The sequence below is a fragment of the Marinobacter aromaticivorans genome, assembly GCF_002806975.1.
Taxonomy (GTDB): Bacteria; Pseudomonadota; Gammaproteobacteria; order Pseudomonadales; family Oleiphilaceae; genus Marinobacter; species Marinobacter aromaticivorans.
In genome coordinates this window covers 42,386-61,089 of the sequence record NZ_NIHD01000005.1, presented here as the reverse complement: position 1 = coordinate 61,089, position 18,704 = coordinate 42,386, and the positions used below count along the sequence as shown (strand labels likewise).

Sequence of the window (18,704 nt, the reverse complement as noted above, 5' to 3'; positions counted from 1 at the left end):
TGAGCCGAGCCAGAGAATCACTGCATTTCCGGAAGGTGCTGTTTCAGCCCTTCGGAAGCACTACATAGCTCAGGGGAAAATCGCAACCTTCACCGAATCGACAACAGTTGCTGGACTTCTTCCACCCTTGCCCGCGCTTCAGTCAGAAGCTCCAGGCTGCGGGAAGCATTCAGTTCAAGCTCGCCAAGCCGGTGATAGGCCGGCACCCGGTCAAACGCAGGCAGGCTCCTGTTCTGGCTGGAACCAATCATGGCGTGTAGCTGCGCCACGATAACTACGTCCACAAGTTGCGGTTCCGGCTCCCGGCTCTCGTAGTGCCAGTCCTCCGCATGGCGCACAGCATCAACGAAGGCCGGCGGAAAAGCCCAGCTTTCGAGAACCGCCGTGCCCACATCAGCACGAAGTTCGCTGATGGCGTTTTGCAGATTGCTAACGTCGGCAAACAGGTTTGCGTGGTGCTCTGCCTGCACCAGAACCGGAACCGCACCTATGTCATGCAGCAGGCCAGCCAGCAGCGCCTCTTCCGGGTTCAGCCGGGTGGCATGATCCGCCAATACCCAACAAAGGGCGGCTACCTCCCGGGAATGCCGCCAAAGCTTTTCCATTTCCTTCTGCAGCAACGGGTGCCTGCTTTTGAACACCTCCCGCATGGAAAACACGGTAACGAGCTGACGGGTGGTTCGCATGCCCAGCCGGATAACCGACTCACGAACATTACGCACATCGCTGAACCCGCGATAAAGCGGGCTGTTGCATGCCCGCACCAGCTTGGCTGCCATGGCCGGATCGGCAGAGACCGCACTTGCCACCTGGTCGGCAGTGGAGTCCTCTCTGTCCACCAGGCGCCGAACCTTCCATGCCACATCCGGAACACTGGGCAGCTTTAGCTGGTTGGAGCGAAGCTCCCCATAGAACTCCATAAGAAGGTGATGCTCCTCACTCTCACCACCGCCAAGGCTTTCGCCGGAGTCCATTTCCACCTGCGTAACTGGCGCTGCGCGCAAAAGCTGGCTGAGTACATCCTGCTCCACCACCAGAAACTCGCAGGGTTTTACGGCGGTAACGTCGTACATTCTCGGCTGTAACCTGGCGATGGGATTCAGTGCCTTCTCGGTTTCCGCCTCGATAACAGATTTGCGACCATCAAGGGACTCCAGCTCCACCGTTCCGTTTACCAGAAAATACTCCAGCCCATCACGTACGCCCCGCTCGAGCACACGCTGGCCCGGACCAAACGCCCGTCGCTCGGCCCGGCTGGCAAGCAATACCAGTTGGTCATCAGTCAGTCGGTTCAATGGCTGAAAAGCTTTCAAACGGCATAGCGGCAGGCTTTCCTGGCTAGCCATAGACAATCTCCTTAATCGGCTCAAGGCGGGGCATTGATTTATGATATCTGCCAACTATTGTAACCACGACACAGGAAAACAACCATGCGCCAGGGGTCTAATCTGGTATCCTTTGCCTCTCACATTAGAGCAATCACCACCTATCCATAAAGAGAGATACGAACACAATGCCTCAGTATCGTTCGCGGACTTCCACCGCAGGCCGTAACATGGCAGGCGCCCGGGCCCTCTGGCGCGCCACCGGCATGAAGGATGACGATTTCGGCAAGCCGATAATCGCCGTAGCCAACTCATTTACCCAGTTTGTGCCCGGGCACGTTCACCTGAAGGATCTGGGGCAACTGGTCTGCCGCGAAATTGAAGCAGCCGGGGGTGTCGCCAAGGAATTCAACACCATCGCTGTGGACGATGGTATCGCCATGGGTCACGACGGCATGCTTTATTCCCTGCCTTCCCGCGAAATCATTGCTGACTCCGTTGAATATATGGTGAACGCCCACTGTGCCGACGCGCTGGTGTGTATCTCCAACTGCGACAAAATCACACCGGGCATGCTGATGGCAGCCATGCGACTGAACATTCCTGCCATTTTTGTATCCGGCGGGCCAATGGAGGCCGGCAAAACCAGGTTGTCTGAACACAAACTGGATCTGGTGGACGCCATGGTCATTGCCGCCGACCCCACAGCCGACGACGAAATGGTGGCCGAATACGAGCGCAGCGCCTGCCCCACCTGCGGCTCCTGCTCCGGCATGTTCACCGCCAACTCCATGAACTGTCTGGCCGAAGCGATTGGCCTGGCCCTGCCCGGTAATGGCTCCATGCTGGCCACCCACTCTGACCGCGAACAGTTGTTCCTGAAAGCCGGTCGCCAGATTGTGGAGAATGCAAGGCGCTACTACGAGCACAACGACGCCAGTGTACTACCCCGTAGCATCGCCTCCATGGCGGCATTCGAAAATGCCATGGTGATGGATATCGCCATGGGCGGGTCCACCAACACCATTTTGCACTTGCTGGCAGCGGCACAGGAAGGCGGAGTGCCGTTCACCCTGAACAACATTGACCAGCTTTCCCGCAAGGTTCCGCAACTGTGCAAAGTGGCTCCGAACTCGCCCAAATACCATATGGAAGATGTGCACCGTGCTGGTGGCATCATGGGCATTCTGGGCGAACTGGAACGCGGTGGGCTGATCAATACCAACCTGCCAACAGTCCACAGCAAAACCATGAAAGAAGCGCTGGAAACCTGGGACATCATGCGCGCCCCCACAAAAGAGGTTGTGGAATTCTACAAGGCCGGGCCAGCAGGCATCCCCACCCAGACTGCCTTCAGCCAGAGCACACGCTGGCCCAGCCTTGATGGCGACCGGGAGGCCGGCTGCATCCGGTCTGTGGAGAATGCCTACAGTTCTGAAGGTGGCCTTGCGGTTCTCTATGGCAACATTGCGGTTGACGGCTGTGTGGTGAAAACCGCAGGGGTGGATGAAAGCATTTACGTGTTTGAAGGCAGGGCACGGGTATTTGAAAGCCAGGATGCTGCCGTTGCCGGCATTCTGAATGACGAAGTGAAACCCGGCGAAGTGGTTATTATCCGTTATGAAGGCCCCAAGGGCGGCCCGGGTATGCAGGAAATGCTCTATCCCACCAGTTATCTCAAATCCAAGGGCCTGGGTAAGGACTGCGCCCTGCTGACTGATGGCCGTTTCTCTGGCGGCACCTCAGGGCTGTCAATCGGTCACGCATCTCCGGAAGCAGCGTCCGGTGGTGCCATCGGGTTGATCGAAACCGGGGATGTGATCGTTATCGACATTCCGCAGCGATCCATCAATGTGCAACTGGATCAACAGGAACTGGATCGTCGCCGTGAGGCCCGCGACGCAAAAGGCTGGAAGCCGGAACAACCCAGAGACAGGGCGGTGTCTGCAGCACTTAAAGCCTACGCGCTGCTGGCAACCAGTGCCGACAAAGGTGCTGTAAGGGATCTGGAAAAACTGGACTGACGGGCTCCCGGCAAAACAAGAAGCCCGCTCAGGCTATCCGTGCGGGCTTTTTTATGTCCGGGCCGGGCTGACAAGTCACTCCAACTGCGAGAATCGAGCCTCGATCAGAATAACGACCAGCCGCCATCATCCTCTTCTTCGATAACGTCGTCTCCGGCAGGCTCAGGCTCGCTGGCCGCCGCCGGCCGGGCACTTTCCGGCTGTGAAGCGGGCGCCGCGGCGGCGACCTGCACGCGAATCATACCCAGGGCTTTTTTGGTTGGCTCATCCAGAATCCCGCTTGCCTGCAGGCCATTGTCTTTCTGAAAGCGGATCAGCTCAGACCGCGTGGCGTCGTCCATGCCGGGCTCGATATTGGAAATACTGTACCCGGCACCGTACAAGGCATTCTTCAGTGCAACCGTTTCATCGGCAAAAACGGCGGGGGCGAAGCCCAGGACTATAGCTGTGCCAGTCGCCAGCGCAAGACGGCCCAAACGGGCGGTGGCATTTTTCATGATACTCACCTGCTTTACTCCTGATATCCAAGCGATACCTGCATCTTTCTTGTTATGTGGTGCCAATCTCCACAGACTGGGGCAAACTTGCCAAAGCCTAGCATACTTTTGTCTAGTGTCGCCTTAACCGACATCACGCGGTTCATCGTCGGCCCGGTGGGCCTCTTCGCTGAACTCACGGATGAAAATTCCCCAGAAAGCCATGAACAGCGCCGCAACAAGAGGGCCCATAACAAAGCCGTTGATTCCGAACATGACAATACCGCCCAGAGTTGAAAGCAGCACAATGTAATCCGGCAGTTTGGTATCCCGGCCAACCAGAATCGGCCGTAACAGATTATCTGCCAATCCGATCACTACTACGCCAAACAGCGTCAGCACCGCCGCCTGCACTATATCGCCGATAGCTGCCAGGTAAATCGCCGCCGGCACCCACACCAGAGCAGCACCAACAGCGGGTAATAGTGAGCATATGGCCATAACCACCCCCCACAGCAGTGCCCCGCCAATGCCAAGTATCCAGAAAATAATGCCCCCCAGAGCACCCTGTATGATGGCAATCAACAGGTTTCCCTTGACCGTTGCCCGGGTTACTTCCGCAAATTTTGCGAACAGCAGGCGCTCGCGCTCATCCCCGAGCGGCAGCGCACGGATAATCAGATCAACCAGCTTGCTGCCATCCCGCAGCAAGAAGAACGCCAGATAAACCATCAGGGCCAGCCCCAGGAAAAACTGAAAGGTATTCTGGCCGATCCCCAGGGCCTGTTTGGCAAGAAACTGGCTGCCCCCCAAAAACACACTGACAACCCGGTCACGAATTTCGCTGAAGCTGACATCGAACTGGGCCAGAAGCGACTGAATGGCGGGGAAGGACTTGTTCACCTGGTCAATATATTCCCCAGGCTTGATCTCCCCATCCTGGATCTGCTGATAGATGCCCAGTCCCTCAGCCACCAGGGACGTTACCAGCACCAGCACCGGAATCACCACAATCAGCATGCATACCGTCAGGGTAATCAGGGCATTGGTGTTTGGCCGCTCCCCCAGCCGGCGCACCAGATACATCTGGAATGGATGAAAAATCAAGGCAATGGCAATTGCCCAGAAGATGGGGCCAAAAAAAGGCTTCATGAGAAACACGAAAGCCAGGGACACCCCGACCAGCATGGCAAGAAAGGTCCGTGTCTCAAGTTTTGCGTACATGATTCTGTTTTATCCCGGTCAGATTCAGATGTGCAATAGCCTAACATGACCCCGTGGCCACTTATGCATGCTTTAGGTTATAGTGGAAGGTTATTGATCATCTATTAAACAGGTCATGGTGTTGGAACTGGAAACCTTTACCACAGAAACCGCGCTGGACGCTGCCCGGGAACTCCGCAGGGTGCTGGCTGCCCGAACCCATCGCCGTAAAGTGATGGGGCAGGATGTCCTGGTGCCGGGGCAACTGGGCGAGGCACTGCAACTGCCACAAATCATCAATCGCCTGCAGAGTAAACAGCAGCGCTTACGTGATCAGGGGCTGGAAGACTTTCAGGAGCTCTGGCCCACACTCTCTGCCACAACCCGGGCAAAAGTGCTGGACGCCATAGGCTGGTATGATCCCAAAGACCTCGCCTGGGAAGACAAACGCTCCAACCGACGGCCTGTGATCGACCCGGACAGCCCCTGATTCAAAGCCACAACGCTCTGTTACGCAACTCAAACACACAAAACTGCCAACTGATTTATCCTGTTGCTTTAAGATTGTTGTGGCGGATCCGGAAACATTCCCCGTTGACAATCACGCAACCAATCAGTCAGGACAGTCGATGGCATGCGTATTCTGAGAACCGCGGAACACCGCTTTGCGGGTATTCCGGATTACCCTTTTACTCCTCATTACCTGGATGTCGAACCTGGCCTCCGGATGCATTATGTCGACGAAGGCCCCGCTGGCACATCGCCGGTCCTCATGCTGCATGGAGAACCTTCCTGGTCGTACCTCTACCGCCATATGATTCCCGTTGTTGCTGCGGCCGGCCACCGGGTACTGGCGCCGGATCTTGTCGGCTTCGGGAAATCAGACAAGCCCGCCTCTGTGGATGATTACAGCTACGACCGCCACATGACCTGGCTCACAAACTGGCTGCAAGCCCTGAACCTGCAGAACATAACCCTGGTTTGCCAGAACTGGGGCTCACTTCTGGGCCTGCGGCTTGCGGCTGAACATCCGGACAGGTTCCAGCGCATCATCGTAGGCAACGGTATGTTGCCCACCGGTGAAACCCGCACACCGGCCATATTCAGCGTGTGGAAGGCATTCGCAACCCACAGCCCCTGGTTTCCGGTTGGCCGGATTGTACAACTGGGTACCGAGCGCACCTTGAACAAATACGAACTGGCAGCCTACGAGGCTCCCTTCCCTTCAACCGAGTACAAGGCCGGAGCCCGTGCCTTCCCCAAGCTGGTGCCCGTGTCGCCGGCTGACCCGGCAAGCGATGCCAACAAAGCGGCGTGGAAAGTCCTGGAAAAATGGCGAAAGCCGTTCATCACCTGTTTCAGCAACGGCGACCCCATTACCCGCGGGGGCGACCGTTACATGCAGCGCCGCATCCCCGGCGCCCTGGGCCAGCCCCACATAACCCTGCGCGGCGGGCACTTCCTGCAGGAAGATTCACCCGAAGACTTTGCGCGTATTATCATTGATGCCCTGAAAGCAGAAATGGCAGCCTGACCGCCATTTCTTGACCTCTCCTGTATGACTCAGCCAAATACGGTTGCTGTCTGACGACTGACAGCAACCAGCTCACCTCGCGGGGTCCAGACCCGGGCATCGAAGTGACAATAACCGTCGCCGGTCTGATCAATCGTTGCTTTGTACAAAAGCCAGTCATCGGCATTCAGGGCAGGCCGCGGGTGGATAATATCAAAGGCCCAGGACAGGGAGCTGGCCGGCACCCGGGATTTGAAATGCTGGAGAACCGGTGCCGGCCAGGCATCAATCAGTGCCACAATGTGGGCGTCGGTGATAATCTCAGGCACTTCCCGGAACCGCATCCAGCCGCCCATTTCACGCCCGCTCCCGCCGGAGAACGGTAAACTTCCGTATACCCAGCGCATCTCTATGTGGCCAATAAAGCCCGGCGTAACACCTTCAATAAATGGCAGGCCCTGGCACTCTTCCACGGGTTTTGCAGCCGGAGCCAGAACACCGTCAACCTGAACAACCGATTCCCGCCCACCGGCAAAGGCCGCCATGCTCACCAGCCGGGGTTCTCCGTTCTGGGTAATCCGTCCCTCAACCTGGCTGACCGACCCACCCTCGCGCAAAACAGATACGTCGAAAACCGCTGGCACATCGGCCTCTACCGGACCAATAAAAGACACATGCATGGAACGCATCGGCCGGCTGTCGGAGACCATCCGTGCCATGCGGTCAAACAACAGAGCGGTCACCAAACCGCCGAATGTTGCACGCCCCTGGGACCAGGTGGCAGGCATCACCAGCTCTTTACTGGCACGGCCCGCGGTTATCAGTTCGTCAAAGGTCATTGTGCTTTCCTGTTAGCAACCTATCGGAGAAAGCAGAAAGATTGCCGAAAACACGGGCACAAAGCAACGTCTGTGCACCGGCAACTACCTACCGCCGGCACAGGATTTTACGTATTAAAACCGGCCAAAACCGGCTATAATCTCGCCACATAACGCATTGCCCGGCAATGCTCTACCTTCCGAATACCGAGTAAATCAATGTCTGAATTGTCTTTTGCCGAACTGGGGCTTGATCCAGCCGTACTTGAAGCTGTATCCGCTATTGGCTATGAAACCCCGACACCCATCCAGGCCCAGTGCATCCCTGCACTGATCGCTGGCAAGCACCTGCTGGGCGTTGCCCAGACCGGCACGGGTAAAACCGCTGCCTTCGCCTTACCACTGTTAAGCCGGATCGATGCCTCGGTCAGTGAACCCCAGATTCTGGTACTGGCGCCTACACGGGAGCTGGCCATTCAGGTAGCGGAGGCCTTCACCTCCTACGCGTCCAAATTCAGGCATTTTCACGTTTTACCCATCTACGGCGGTCAGGATTTTTACCCCCAGATCAAAGGCCTCAAGCGCGGCGCCCAGGTTATCGTCGGCACCCCCGGTCGCATGCTCGACCACCTTCGCAAAGGTACCCTGAAGCTGGGCAACCTGAAGGCTCTGGTTCTGGACGAAGCCGACGAAATGCTGCGCATGGGCTTTATTGATGACGTAGAGGCCATTCTGGCCAAGACGCCGGAAAACTGTCAGCGTGCGCTTTTCTCAGCCACCATGCCTCCGCAAATCAAGAAGGTGGCTCAAACCTACCTGCGTGATGCGGTAGAAGTAAAAATCGAGAGCGAAACCCGTACCGTTGAGCGGATTTCCCAGTATGTTCTGCCGGTTTATGCCGAGCGCAAGCTGGACGCCCTGACGCGTATTCTGGAAGTGGAACCAATTGAAGGCGCGATTATTTTTGTGCGCACCAAGGCCGAAACCACGCTGCTGGCTGAGAAGCTTGGCGCCCGCGGCCACGCTGTGGCCCCCCTGAACGGCGACCTGAACCAGCGCCAGCGTGAGCAGACTGTTGAAGACCTCAAGCGCGGCAAGAAGGACATTATTGTTGCAACCGACGTTGCCGCCCGCGGCCTGGACGTTCCCAGAATCACCCACGTTATCAACTACGACGTGCCCTACGATACCGAAGCCTACATCCACCGGGTGGGGCGTACCGGCCGTGCCGGGCGTGAAGGCAAGGCGATTCTGCTGGTAACCCCCCGCGAGCGGAGCTGGCTGCGCACCCTTGAGCGCGCTACCAACTCGCCGATGATGCCCTATGAACTGCCCTCACCGGTTGAACTGAAGAAAATGCGCGAAGAGCAGTTTGAAACCCAGCTGATGGGCTTTGCTGAAGACAAGAAGCTGGCCAAATCCATGGCGCTGCTGGATGAAATCGCCGAGCGCAATGAAATGGACATTGCCATGGTCGCCGGTGCTTTGGCCTGCTGGATGGAGGCTATGCAGCCTGGATCTCTGCCGCTGGAGCAGCCGGAAGCCCTGCCTGTAGTTTCCGCAACGCCACCTCCACGCCGCGACCGCAAAGGCGGTCGCCCGGGAGAGTTCCGCAAGGGCCCACCCAAAGGTGGCTACAAGGGGCGCAGCAAGCCTGGCGGTTCCGGCACACGCGGCAAACCACCTGGTAAAGGTGGCAAGCCAGCCGGCAAGCGGCCTCCCCGTCAGTCTGACGCCAAGCGCTGATAGACCACGAAGCTGTAGTCGTAAGGATTGTTGTCGGACGCGGAGAAATCCTCCCGTCCGATTTCTTCCCACTCATCCCAGTTCACTTCCGGAAAATACGCATCGCCATCCACTTCGGCGTGCACCTGGGTGATGTACAGGCGGTCTACCATGGGTAGCGCTTCTGCATAGATCTGCCCTCCCCCGATAATCATTACTTCGTCAGTACCATCCAGTTCAGCCTGTGCTTCGGCTTTTATCAGGGCCTCTTCCAGTGATTTTGCTGTAACAGTTCCAGCGGGTGCTTCCCGGTCTGCATTGCGGGAAATAACGACATTCATGCGGCCTGGTAGCGGCCTGCCAATGGAGTCCCAGGTTTTACGGCCCATGATGATGGGTTTCCCCATGGTCGCCTGCTTGAAATACTTCAGATCACCCGGTAAGTACCAGGGTAAATTATTGTTCCGACCAATAACGCGGTTTCGGGACATGGCGACGATTAGTGCTTTACGCATGCTTGGGTTCCTCTGATTCGGGGGCTGCAAGAATGCGGGAAGGACTCTCCAAAAAACGCTGTGAATACGTCCGTGCACGCTTGGCTCCGCCATCCATGGCTCCGCACATTTTTGGAGAGTCCTTCCCGCATCCTTGCGATCGAACTTTGGGTGGAGCCTGACTGATTTAGATTGCTATGGGCGCTTTGATTCCGGGGTATGGGTCGTAGCCTTCGAATTCGAAGTCTTCCAGTTCATAATCGAAAATGGAGTCTGGCTTACGCTTGATAACCAGGTTCGGCAAGACTTTGGGCTCGCGCTTTAGCTGCTCGAAAACGATGTCATCGGTGAGGTGATTTTGATACAGGTGACAGTCGCCAAAGGTATGAACGAACTCGCCAACATCCAGATCACATTGCTGAGCGATCATGTGAGTCAGCAGCGCATAAGATGCGATATTGAACGGCACTCCCAGAAACAGGTCGGCGCTGCGTTGGTAAAGTTGGCAGGAGAGCTTGCCGTCAATCACATAGAACTGGAACAGGCAATGACAGGGAGCCAACGCCATAAGGCCTTTCTCTACGTTTTCCTGCGGACTGATCGACTCATCCGGAAGTTCTGCCGGGTTCCAGGCGGAGACAATCAGGCGACGGGAGTTTGGTTTGTTGCGAATCTGCTCAATCACTTCGCTGATCTGGTCCACTACCCGGCCATCCGGGCACTCCCAGCTTCGCCATTGTTTACCGTAAATCGGTCCGAGGTCGCCGTTTTCCAGCGCCCATTCGTTCCAGATGGAAACCTTCCGCTCTTTCAGCCAGTTGTTGTCTGTGGAGCCGTTCAGGAACCAGAGCAGCTCGTAAATTATACTGCGCAGATGCACTTTTTTGGTGGTGACCAGCGGGAAGCCATCCTGAAGGTTAAAACGGATCTGGCGCCCGAAAACCGAGCGGGTGCCAACGCCGGTTCGATCGCCTTTATCGAATCCGTTGTCCACTACGTCCCGCATAAGATCGAGATAAGCCTTCATTCCGCGTTTCTCCGGTAAGCAATAAACATCAGGGCAGCGCCGGTCAGGATCATCGGGAAGGAAAGTACCTGCCCCATGGTCAGCCAGTCAAACGCCAGATAGCCCAGTTGGGCATCCGGCTGGCGCACAAACTCCACCAGAAAACGGAAAACGCCGTAGCACACAAGGAACAGCCCGGCCACAGCCATTCTCGGGCGCGGTTTGGCTGAGAACCACCAGAGTATAATGAAAAACACCACACCCTCGAGGGCGAACTGGTACAGCTGGGAGGGGTGGCGTGCCAGCGCGTCCGGTGCCTGGGGGAACACCATGCCCCAGGGCAGATCCGTAGGTTTGCCCCAGAGTTCACCGTTAATGAAGTTACCAATACGCCCGGCCCCAAGGCCCACCGGCACCAGGGGTGCAACGAAATCGGCAAGGCGCCAGAAGCCGGTTCCGATTTTGCGGCCATACCACCACATGGCGAACATGACACCCAGTAATCCACCGTGGAATGACATACCACCTTCCCAAACCCGCACCAGCCACAGCGGATCCGCCAGAAAAGTATCGAAATTGTAGAAGATCACGTAGCCAAAGCGCCCGCCCAGAATGACGCCAAGCGCAAGGTAAAACAGCAGGTCGCCCATTTGTTCTTCGGTAACCGGAGACCAGGGTTTTCGTGAACGCAACCTGCCCAGCCACCAACCGGCAAGAAACCCGACAAGGTAGGTAAGCCCGTACCAGTGAATCTTGAGTGGCCCGATAGCAATGGCAACCGGGTCTATCTGTGGATGCTGAAGCATCAATAACCTCTCAGCTCAAAAGAAAACGAAGGCCAACCAGCAAGAGCAGGATGGCAAACACACGCTTCAGCACTTTGGCATTAAGCCGGTGTGCCAGGTTGGCTCCAACGCGCGCGAACATCACACTGGTGAGAATGATTCCAATTAGGGCCGGCACATAGATAAAGCCAAGGCTGTATTCAGGCAGTACCGGCTCCTGCCAACCCGTCCAGGCGTTGCCAAGCGCACCGGCTACCGCAATGGGCAACCCGCATGCCGCTGAGGTACCCACCGCCTGCTGCATGCGAACGTTGCACCAGCTCAGATAAGGCACGGTCAGGGTGCCTCCCCCTATACCGAATATGGCGGAAGCCCAGCCAATACCCGCACCTGCCGCACCAAGGCCCGGCTTGCCGGGAATGTCCCGGCCCGGCGAGGGATTTACATCAAACAGCATTTTAATGCCCACCAGAATGACAAACAGCCCGATAATCAGTTCCAGGGCGGCGCCGCTCAATAAGGCCGCTGTCCAGGCTCCTGTTACGGCACCAACCACAATACCAAGGGCCATGGGCCGAAATACATCCCAGCGAATGGCTCCGTGGATGTGGTGAGTGCGAATCGAACTCATGGAGGTAAAAACAATGGTGGCCAGCGAGGTGCCCACAGCCATATGGGCTGCGATTTCGGGGCTGAAGCCCTGTAACCCGAAACTGAAAATCAGTACCGGCACAATAATGAGGCCACCGCCAATACCAAACAGGCCCGCAAGTGTGCCCGCGAAGGCTCCAAGCAACAGATAGATGGAAAATACCGACAACAGGGACATAGTCACTCACAGATCCGGCAAAATAAGGCTGGTATGATACACACCAGCAGCACGTTCATCACCCAGCAATAAACCATTAACCCGGGAGATAAACCCCGCATGTGCCTGATCGCATTCTCTCTTGGCCAGAGCGCCCGGTTCCCCCTGGTGGTGGCCGCCAACCGGGACGAGTTTTTTCGCCGCCCTACTGCACCACTGGACTGGTGGACAACGGAAACCGGCCAGCGGGTGCTCTCCGGCAGGGATCTGCGATCCCGAGGCACCTGGCTGGCGGTTTCTCCCGAAGGCCGGGTAACCGCAGTAACCAATGTTCGCGAAGGTTCACCCGAGGCCGGCCATGCCAGCCGTGGTGAGCTGCCCCTCAGGGCTCTGGGCGAGCCGGAAGCACAGTTGCGGGAAAACCTTGCAAACACGACTGCCCGTTATGCAGGATTCAACCTTGTGCGCCTCAGCGAGACGTCCGGTTGGTATTTCAGCAACCGCGACGCCCATCCGGGCCGCAGTATTTTCCGTGGAACCTATGGCCTGAGCAATCACCTGCTGCAAACCCCCTGGCCCAAACTCGTGCGCCTCAGAGAAGCCGTCGATCATACCGTGAAAGCGGCACGGAACAGCGCCGAAGCCTTGCACCATGACCTTACCCGGCTGTTGCAGGATACTACGCCGGCGCCGGACCACCTGCTGCCAGATACCGGCGTGAATCGCGATACGGAGCGTTTTTTATCGTCGCCATTTATAACCGGTACGGACTATGGCACCCGCGCAACAACCATTGTCAGTGTCTCTGATTCGGGTGAAATATACGTTACCGAACAAAGCTGGGCACCCGAAGGCCGCCCGGATGAGTACCGGGAATTCCACTGGCAGCGATAGCGCTCAGCCTCTGATATAATCCGCAAATTCGTTCACCCGATCGGAGGGCCGCCGATGGCCAGTCAACAAGACGCAACATCCATTGCTGATTTTGAAAAATCCCTTGATGAGCTGGAAACCCTGGTTCGCAATCTGGAGCAGGGCGAGATGTCCCTGGAGCAATCCCTGGCTGCCTTCGAACGTGGTGTAAAGCTCACTCGCGCCTGCCAGCAGGCCCTGAAAAGCGCCGAACAGCGGGTTGAGCAACTGGTACAGAACGACGATGGCACTCTGGAAACCCATTCGTTTTCTCCGGATGACGCCGACTGATGCACAATGGAAAACCGTCTTTCATGGAATACCTGGAAACCTGTCGCAGCCGCGTGGATGCAGAGCTGGATCGCCGCATTGCCTCCGGGTCTACCTCCGAGCGGCTGCAGGAGGCCATGCGCTACAGTGTTCTGGGTGGTGGCAAGCGTATTCGCCCGGCCCTGAGCCTGGCCGCCGCAAACGCCCTCGGCCAGGGCATGGATGCGGCACTGGTGCCAGCCTGTGCGGTGGAGCTGATCCACGCTTACTCGCTTGTGCATGACGACTTGCCCGCAATGGATAACGACGAACTGCGCCGGGGCCGCCCCACAGCCCACATTGCCTTTGATGAAGCCACCGCCATCCTCGCCGGCGATGCCTTGCAGGCCCTGGCCTTCGAATGGCTGGCAGAGGCTCCGGGCATTGCAACAGGGGCGCGTCTTGCCATGATTCAGGAGCTGGCCCGAGCAAGCGGGCACAGTGGCATGGTGGGTGGCCAGGCGATTGATCTGGAGTCCGTGGGCAAGAGCCTCGATCTTGCCCAGCTGGAAACCATGCACCGGCATAAAACCGGCGCCCTGATTGAAGCCAGTGTTCGCATCGGAGCCCTGACCGCGCCCGGCGTCAGTGACCGCTCACTGCAGGCACTGGCCGGTTATGCCAAAGCCCTCGGGCTGGCCTTTCAGGTACAGGATGACCTCCTTGATATTGAAGGCGACACCGAAACCATCGGCAAACCACAGGGCTCTGATGTCGCCCGGGCCAAGCCAACCTATCCCGCGCTGCTGGGATTGGAAGGCGCACGGGAGCATCTTTCCGCCCTGCTTGAAAGCGCGCTTGAGAGCCTGCAGGATTTCGGGCCGGAAGCCGATCCTCTCAGAGCCATGGCCGACTATGTGGTAGCCAGAACCTATTGACCCTTGCGGGGGCTCAGTACAATTTCGTAACAAATGCCCGGACATGTGTGAAACAGGTGGCCCTGTTCCCCTATAATGCCAGGAAGTTACCGAACACTCCGGAAAAGACCCGAGCAGATGCAGGATACTTATATTTTCAAGGAAATCCCGTCACAGCGGCCCAACACTCCGTTACTGGACCGGGTTGACGTACCCGCACAATTGAGGGAGCTGCCATCGGACCAGCTCGTTCAGTTTGCCCGTGAGCTCAGGGCATTCCTGCTATGGTCTGTTGGCCAGACAGGCGGACATTTTGGCGCCGGGCTGGGTGTACTGGAACTGACCGTGGCCCTGCATTACGTATTCAACACACCCGAAGACCGTCTGGTATGGGATGTGGGCCACCAGGCCTACCCCCACAAAATCCTAACAGGCCGCCGCGAACAGATGGGCAGCATCCGGCGCAAGGATGGCCTGGCAGGCTTCCCGAAGCGGGCGGAGAGCGAATACGACACCTTTGGTGTAGGTCACTCCAGCACGTCCATCAGTGCCGCCCTGGGCATGGCCGTGGCTGCCCGCCAGCAGAAAACGGGGCGCAAGAGCATTGCCGTTATCGGCGATGGTGCCATGACCGCAGGCATGGCCTTCGAGGCGCTGAACCATGCTGGCCACCTGCACGCCGACATGCTGGTGATCCTGAACGACAACGACATGTCGATTTCCCACAATGTTGGTGGTCTGTCCAACTATTTCGCCAAGCTGCTTTCAAGCCGCACCTACAACCAGGTGCGCGACAGCAGCAAGAAGGTCCTGCAGGGTGCGCCGCACCTGATGGCTCTGGCGAAGAAAACCGAAGAACACTTCAAGGGCATGATTGCGCCGGGAACCCTGTTCGAGGAACTTGGCTTCAACTACATTGGCCCCATAGACGGGCACGACCTGCCCTTACTGGTTGAAACCCTGGAAAATATCCGTGAGCTGGAGGGACCACAGTTTCTCCACGTGGTAACCACCAAGGGTAAGGGCTTTGCCCCGGCGGAAGCCGACCCCATCGGTTACCACGCCATCAACAAGATCGAGCCTGTGCCACCCAGCAAACCAGAGCCGGTGAAGCCCGCTCCTGACAAGCCCAAGTACGCCAACGTGTTTGGCCAGTGGCTGTGTGATGCTGCCGAGCTGGATGAACGGGTAAACGGCATTACCCCTGCCATGTGCGAAGGCTCAGACCTGCTGGCGTTCTCTCGACGCTTTCCGGAGCGTTATTTTGACGTTGCGATTGCCGAACAGCACGCGGTTACACTTGCGGCAGGCATGGCCTGTGATGGCGCAAAGCCAGTGGTTGCCATTTACTCCACGTTTTTACAACGGGCTTATGATCAGCTCATACACGATGTCGCTATCCAGAATCTGGATGTACTCTTTGCCATCGACCGTGCCGGCCTGGTGGGTGAAGACGGCCCGACTCATGCCGGTGCTTTTGATATCAGCTACCTGCGGTGCATCCCGAACATGATCGTGATGACACCGTCAGACGAAAATGAAACCCGTCAGCTGCTGCATACCGGCATGCTGTTTAACGGTCCCGCTGCTGTGCGTTACCCACGCGGCACCGGGCCAGGAGCGACGATCCGAAAAGAACTTACCGCTCTTGAAATAGGCAAGGGGCGTATCGTTCGTGAAGGCAGGCGTATTGCCATTCTCAATTTTGGTACCCTGCTTGCCCCGGCACTGGACGCTGCAGAAAAACTGGGGGCAACCGTTGCAGACATGCGCTTTGTAAAACCGCTGGATGAGGCCCTGATTCTGGCCCTGGCGGAGCAGCACGAGTTGCTGGTGACGCTGGAAGAGAATGCGATTGCCGGCGGCGCGGGTAGTGCTGTTACGGAATTTCTCAACCGGCAGGAAGCCTCCATGCCGGTACTGCAGCTCGGATTACCGGATACCTTCATAGACCACGGTAAGCACGGAGAACTGCTGCAAGCCTGTGGGCTGGATGCAGGCGGCATATTCTCGGCCATCAATGCCCGCATGGAGCGCCTGCAGCACCAACGGCTTAAAGTAGTGAAATAAGCCGGCGGGGCAATCCATGCCCTGCTTTAATGCCAAAAGCCCGCTCAGGCGGGCTTTTGGCATTGTTTAACCAGCTATGGCTGCGGGTCGTCGTCCTGGTGGGTTTCCAGCCAGTGCCCGAGTTTGCTCTGCTTGGTATTCAGATAATGCTCGTTGTGCGGGTTACGCCCCACATGCAGGGGTACTCGCTCCGTAACATCAATGCCATAGGAAGCCAGAGCCTTCACCTTGCGTGGGTTGTTGGTCATCAGGCGCAGGCTTTTGATGCCCAGATGCTCCAGCATATCCTTGCACATGCTGTAGTCGCGCAGATCCGCTGCAAACCCGAGGCGCTCGTTGGCTTCAACCGTATCAGCGCCCTGATCCTGCAGGTGGTAGGCGCGGATCTTGTTGAGCAGACCGATACCCCGGCCTTCCTGCCGCAGATACATAAGGATCCCACGGCCTTCACGGGCGATACTGCGCAAGGCTTCCTCAAGCTGATAGCCGCAGTCGCAACGCATGCTGTAAAGGGCGTCACCGGTAAGGCACTCCGAGTGCGTACGGGCCAGCATGGGTTCCTCACTCTCCAGCGCTCCCAGAGTCAAAGCTATATGCTCCTTCCCTGTGTCCGGTTCTTCAAAGCCATGCAAATCGAACACCCCGAACGGGGTCGGCAACCGGCAGGTCTGGATGTAACGAACAGCCACAGTCTTTCCTCGTGGTTCAGTAAATCGGGGGGCGCATTCTACCATGGGCCGATGACAGGCGTAATGCCGGGCTAAGAACCATAACGCCTTACAGATCAGACTTCATTGAGCGTTGGCAACCCAGTGGCCGCTGCGCCCGCCTTTTTTCTCCAGCAGTCTCACCGCACCTATTTCCATTCCCTTATCAACCGCCTTGCACATATCGTAGAGGGTAAGCGCCGCAATGCTGGCAGCAGTCAAGGCTTCCATTTCGACCCCCGTCTGGCCCGCCAGTTTGCAACGGGTCAAAATATGCACCGACGCACCATCAGCGCCGGGTGTCAGCTCCACCTTCACGGAGGTGAGGTTCAGTGCATGACACAGTGGAATCAGGTCATGGGTTCTTTTTGCCGCCATGATGCCGGCAATACGGGCGACTGCCAGCACGTCGCCTTTCGGATGCTCCCCGTCGATGATCATTCTCAGGGTTTCGCTCGCCATATATATCGTGGCTTCGGCACGGGCCTCACGTTCGGTTACGGCTTTTTCCGTAACATCCACCATGCGGGCTTCACCCTTGTCGTCTAAGTGGGTCAGTTTGCTCACGGTATCTCCTGGGGTTCCGATTCTGGACCTGGTTGAAGTCAATGGCGAAATGAACAATGGGCTGCATCAGGCTCTGGTTATAATCATAACAAATTTGGCCCTCCGGCGGAGGCTCGTAATCAGCCGCCGGGCCACCAGTAGCGAATGCCGGCAACGCCCTGGCCGCCTGCCTCCTGCGCTTCCGCAAGATCAGCCGGCGCCAGCCCGCCCAGCCCGAAAACCGGTACCCGCGCACCAGAAACCAGCTCACGGAATTCCGCCCATCCCAGCGCCGCCCTCCCGGGGTGCGTGGCTGTCGGCTTTACCGGGCCCAGCGTCACGTAATCCGCCCCAATACATGCGGCATGTTCGATTTCACCGGCATCGTGGCATGAAACTCCAAGCCAGACTCCATCCGGCACCGGCCTCGCCTCAAGCCTGCGGGCTTCACGCCAGGGCAGGTGCAACCCGGCGGCGTCGGGACTGTCATCAAACGTTGTGGGTGAGCCATGGACAACAAGACCGAAACCGGCTGACTCGCAGGCATCCAATGCGGATTCTGCAAGGGTGGCATAGTCGCCTGCACTCCTGTCAGGCGCACGCAGCACAACCAAACCGGAGCCCCGGGTTTTCGACAAGCCGGCAATGGCGCCTTGCATTTGCTGGAGGCCCCTGGCACCGGAGCCAACATGGCCGGTTATCGCCAATAACGAGGGCAGTTGCAGCGCCCGGATAATTGGCCGGTTAGCCGCCGGGAAATCCTCATCCCGCAGGCTGTCAGGGCTCACCCAGTGGACGGGCTGCCCTTCACGGCCAAGGGCTTCACCCTGCGCCTGGTCGGTTTTCCAGACATCGAGAAACACCCGCTTGTCGCCATAGTCATGGCGGATACCAATCACAGGACGCAGGCTACCCAGCGGTATTTCCAGGCCGGTCTCTTCGGCAATTTCACGGGCCAGGGCAGCCTGCACCGTTTCCTCCGGTTCAACTTTGCCGCCCGGAAACTCCAGCAAACCACCCTGATGGGCATGTTCCGGGCGGCGGGCAATAAGTACGCGCCCATCGCGAATGATTACCCCGACGGCGACATGGATCTCCCGCATATCCGACTCCACTGCGGTCATTC

19 protein-coding genes are annotated in these 18,704 nt (G+C 57.7%); 8 read left to right on the top strand and 11 right to left on the bottom strand.

The genetic code is table 11. The annotated features are described in order from the left end of the window. Positions 1-89: 89 nt before the first annotated feature. Positions 90-1,346 (bottom strand): HDOD domain-containing protein, encoded by a 1,257-nt coding sequence (locus tag CDH48_RS08995; RefSeq protein ID WP_100688405.1) that lies wholly within the window; start codon positions 1,344-1,346, stop codon positions 90-92. Between the two features lie 167 nt (positions 1,347-1,513). Between CDH48_RS08995 and ilvD the strand changes: the two genes are divergently transcribed. Then, a complete protein-coding gene (gene ilvD, locus CDH48_RS08990) occupies positions 1,514-3,349 on the top strand; it encodes a dihydroxy-acid dehydratase (protein ID WP_100688404.1) in 1,836 nt (611 codons plus the stop codon). 104 nt (positions 3,350-3,453) lie between these two features. Here ilvD and CDH48_RS08985 read toward each other — a convergent pair whose 3' ends face one another. Together CDH48_RS08985 and CDH48_RS08980 are read right to left on the bottom strand one after the other, a co-directional pair. Further along, positions 3,454-3,846, bottom strand: coding sequence for a peptidoglycan-binding domain-containing protein (locus CDH48_RS08985; RefSeq protein ID WP_100688589.1), 393 nt, complete (start codon positions 3,844-3,846; stop codon positions 3,454-3,456). 123 nt (positions 3,847-3,969) lie between these two features. Next, entirely contained in the window at positions 3,970-5,049 is a 1,080-nt protein-coding gene (locus CDH48_RS08980) for an AI-2E family transporter (RefSeq protein WP_100688403.1), read from the bottom strand. A 115-nt stretch (positions 5,050-5,164) separates the two neighbouring features. Here CDH48_RS08980 and CDH48_RS08975 point away from each other — a divergent pair, with 115 nt between their 5' ends. Next, the gene (locus CDH48_RS08975; RefSeq protein WP_100688402.1) at positions 5,165-5,518 is read left to right on the top strand and encodes a hypothetical protein; all 354 of its coding nucleotides are present in this window, start codon (positions 5,165-5,167) and stop codon (positions 5,516-5,518) included. 144 nt (positions 5,519-5,662) lie between these two features. Further along, positions 5,663-6,562 carry a haloalkane dehalogenase gene (locus tag CDH48_RS08970; RefSeq protein WP_100688401.1) on the top strand — a complete coding sequence of 300 codons (900 nt, stop codon included), beginning with the start codon at positions 5,663-5,665 and terminating at the stop codon, positions 6,560-6,562. 29 nt (positions 6,563-6,591) lie between these two features. On the opposite strand, the gene CDH48_RS08965 is transcribed toward CDH48_RS08970, so the two are convergent. After that, on the bottom strand, positions 6,592-7,380 hold the full coding sequence (locus tag CDH48_RS08965; RefSeq protein WP_100688400.1) for an acyl-CoA thioesterase: 789 nt from the start codon (positions 7,378-7,380) through the stop codon (positions 6,592-6,594). 198 nt (positions 7,381-7,578) lie between these two features. Here CDH48_RS08965 and CDH48_RS08960 point away from each other — a divergent pair, with 198 nt between their 5' ends. After that, complete coding sequence (locus CDH48_RS08960) at positions 7,579-9,105, top strand: DEAD/DEAH box helicase (protein ID WP_100688399.1); 1,527 nt, start codon at positions 7,579-7,581, stop codon at positions 9,103-9,105. Here CDH48_RS08960 and CDH48_RS08955 read toward each other — a convergent pair. From CDH48_RS08955 to CDH48_RS08940, 4 genes are all read right to left on the bottom strand, one after another. Continuing rightward, positions 9,084-9,599 carry a dihydrofolate reductase gene (locus CDH48_RS08955; protein WP_100688398.1) on the bottom strand — a complete coding sequence of 172 codons (516 nt, stop codon included), beginning with the start codon at positions 9,597-9,599 and terminating at the stop codon, positions 9,084-9,086. The two genes, CDH48_RS08960 and CDH48_RS08955, sit on opposite strands and share 22 nt — an antisense overlap. Before the next feature lie 166 nt (positions 9,600-9,765). Continuing rightward, entirely contained in the window at positions 9,766-10,605 is an 840-nt protein-coding gene (locus CDH48_RS08950; RefSeq protein ID WP_100688397.1) for a thymidylate synthase, read from the bottom strand. Next, the gene (lgt, locus tag CDH48_RS08945) at positions 10,602-11,390 is read right to left on the bottom strand and encodes a prolipoprotein diacylglyceryl transferase (protein WP_100688396.1); all 789 of its coding nucleotides are present in this window, start codon (positions 11,388-11,390) and stop codon (positions 10,602-10,604) included. The genes CDH48_RS08950 and lgt overlap by 4 nt, the downstream gene beginning before the upstream one ends. Before the next feature lie 10 nt (positions 11,391-11,400). Continuing rightward, positions 11,401-12,198 carry a sulfite exporter TauE/SafE family protein gene (locus CDH48_RS08940; RefSeq protein ID WP_100688395.1) on the bottom strand — a complete coding sequence of 266 codons (798 nt, stop codon included), beginning with the start codon at positions 12,196-12,198 and terminating at the stop codon, positions 11,401-11,403. Between the two features lie 99 nt (positions 12,199-12,297). Between CDH48_RS08940 and CDH48_RS08935 the strand changes: the two genes are divergently transcribed. The 4 genes from CDH48_RS08935 to dxs all read left to right on the top strand — a co-directional run bounded on the left by CDH48_RS08935 (position 12,298) and on the right by dxs (position 16,325). After that, a complete protein-coding gene (locus tag CDH48_RS08935) occupies positions 12,298-13,071 on the top strand; it encodes an NRDE family protein (protein ID WP_100688394.1) in 774 nt (257 codons plus the stop codon). Positions 13,072-13,125: 54 nt separating this feature from the next. Next, positions 13,126-13,380: an exodeoxyribonuclease VII small subunit gene (locus CDH48_RS08930; RefSeq protein ID WP_100688393.1), complete on the top strand. Its 255-nt coding sequence runs from the start codon at positions 13,126-13,128 to the stop codon at positions 13,378-13,380. Beyond that, positions 13,380-14,276, top strand: coding sequence for a (2E,6E)-farnesyl diphosphate synthase (ispA, locus tag CDH48_RS08925; protein ID WP_100688392.1), 897 nt, complete (start codon positions 13,380-13,382; stop codon positions 14,274-14,276). The genes CDH48_RS08930 and ispA overlap by 1 nt, the downstream gene beginning before the upstream one ends. A 117-nt stretch (positions 14,277-14,393) precedes the next feature. Further along, positions 14,394-16,325 (top strand): 1-deoxy-D-xylulose-5-phosphate synthase, encoded by a 1,932-nt coding sequence (gene dxs / locus CDH48_RS08920; protein WP_100688391.1) that lies wholly within the window; start codon positions 14,394-14,396, stop codon positions 16,323-16,325. A gap of 74 nt (positions 16,326-16,399) precedes the next feature. On the opposite strand, the gene ribA is transcribed toward dxs, so the two are convergent. The 3 genes from ribA to CDH48_RS08905 form a co-directional block, all read right to left on the bottom strand. Next, positions 16,400-17,014 carry a GTP cyclohydrolase II gene (gene ribA / locus CDH48_RS08915; RefSeq protein ID WP_100688390.1) on the bottom strand — a complete coding sequence of 205 codons (615 nt, stop codon included), beginning with the start codon at positions 17,012-17,014 and terminating at the stop codon, positions 16,400-16,402. 102 nt (positions 17,015-17,116) lie between these two features. Beyond that, on the bottom strand, positions 17,117-17,599 hold the full coding sequence (gene moaC, locus CDH48_RS08910) for a cyclic pyranopterin monophosphate synthase MoaC (RefSeq protein ID WP_100688389.1): 483 nt from the start codon (positions 17,597-17,599) through the stop codon (positions 17,117-17,119). Positions 17,600-17,718: 119 nt separating this feature from the next. Beyond that, positions 17,719-18,681 carry a Nudix family hydrolase gene (locus CDH48_RS08905; RefSeq protein WP_227521021.1) on the bottom strand — a complete coding sequence of 321 codons (963 nt, stop codon included), beginning with the start codon at positions 18,679-18,681 and terminating at the stop codon, positions 17,719-17,721. Between the last annotated feature and the right edge of the window lie 23 nt (positions 18,682-18,704).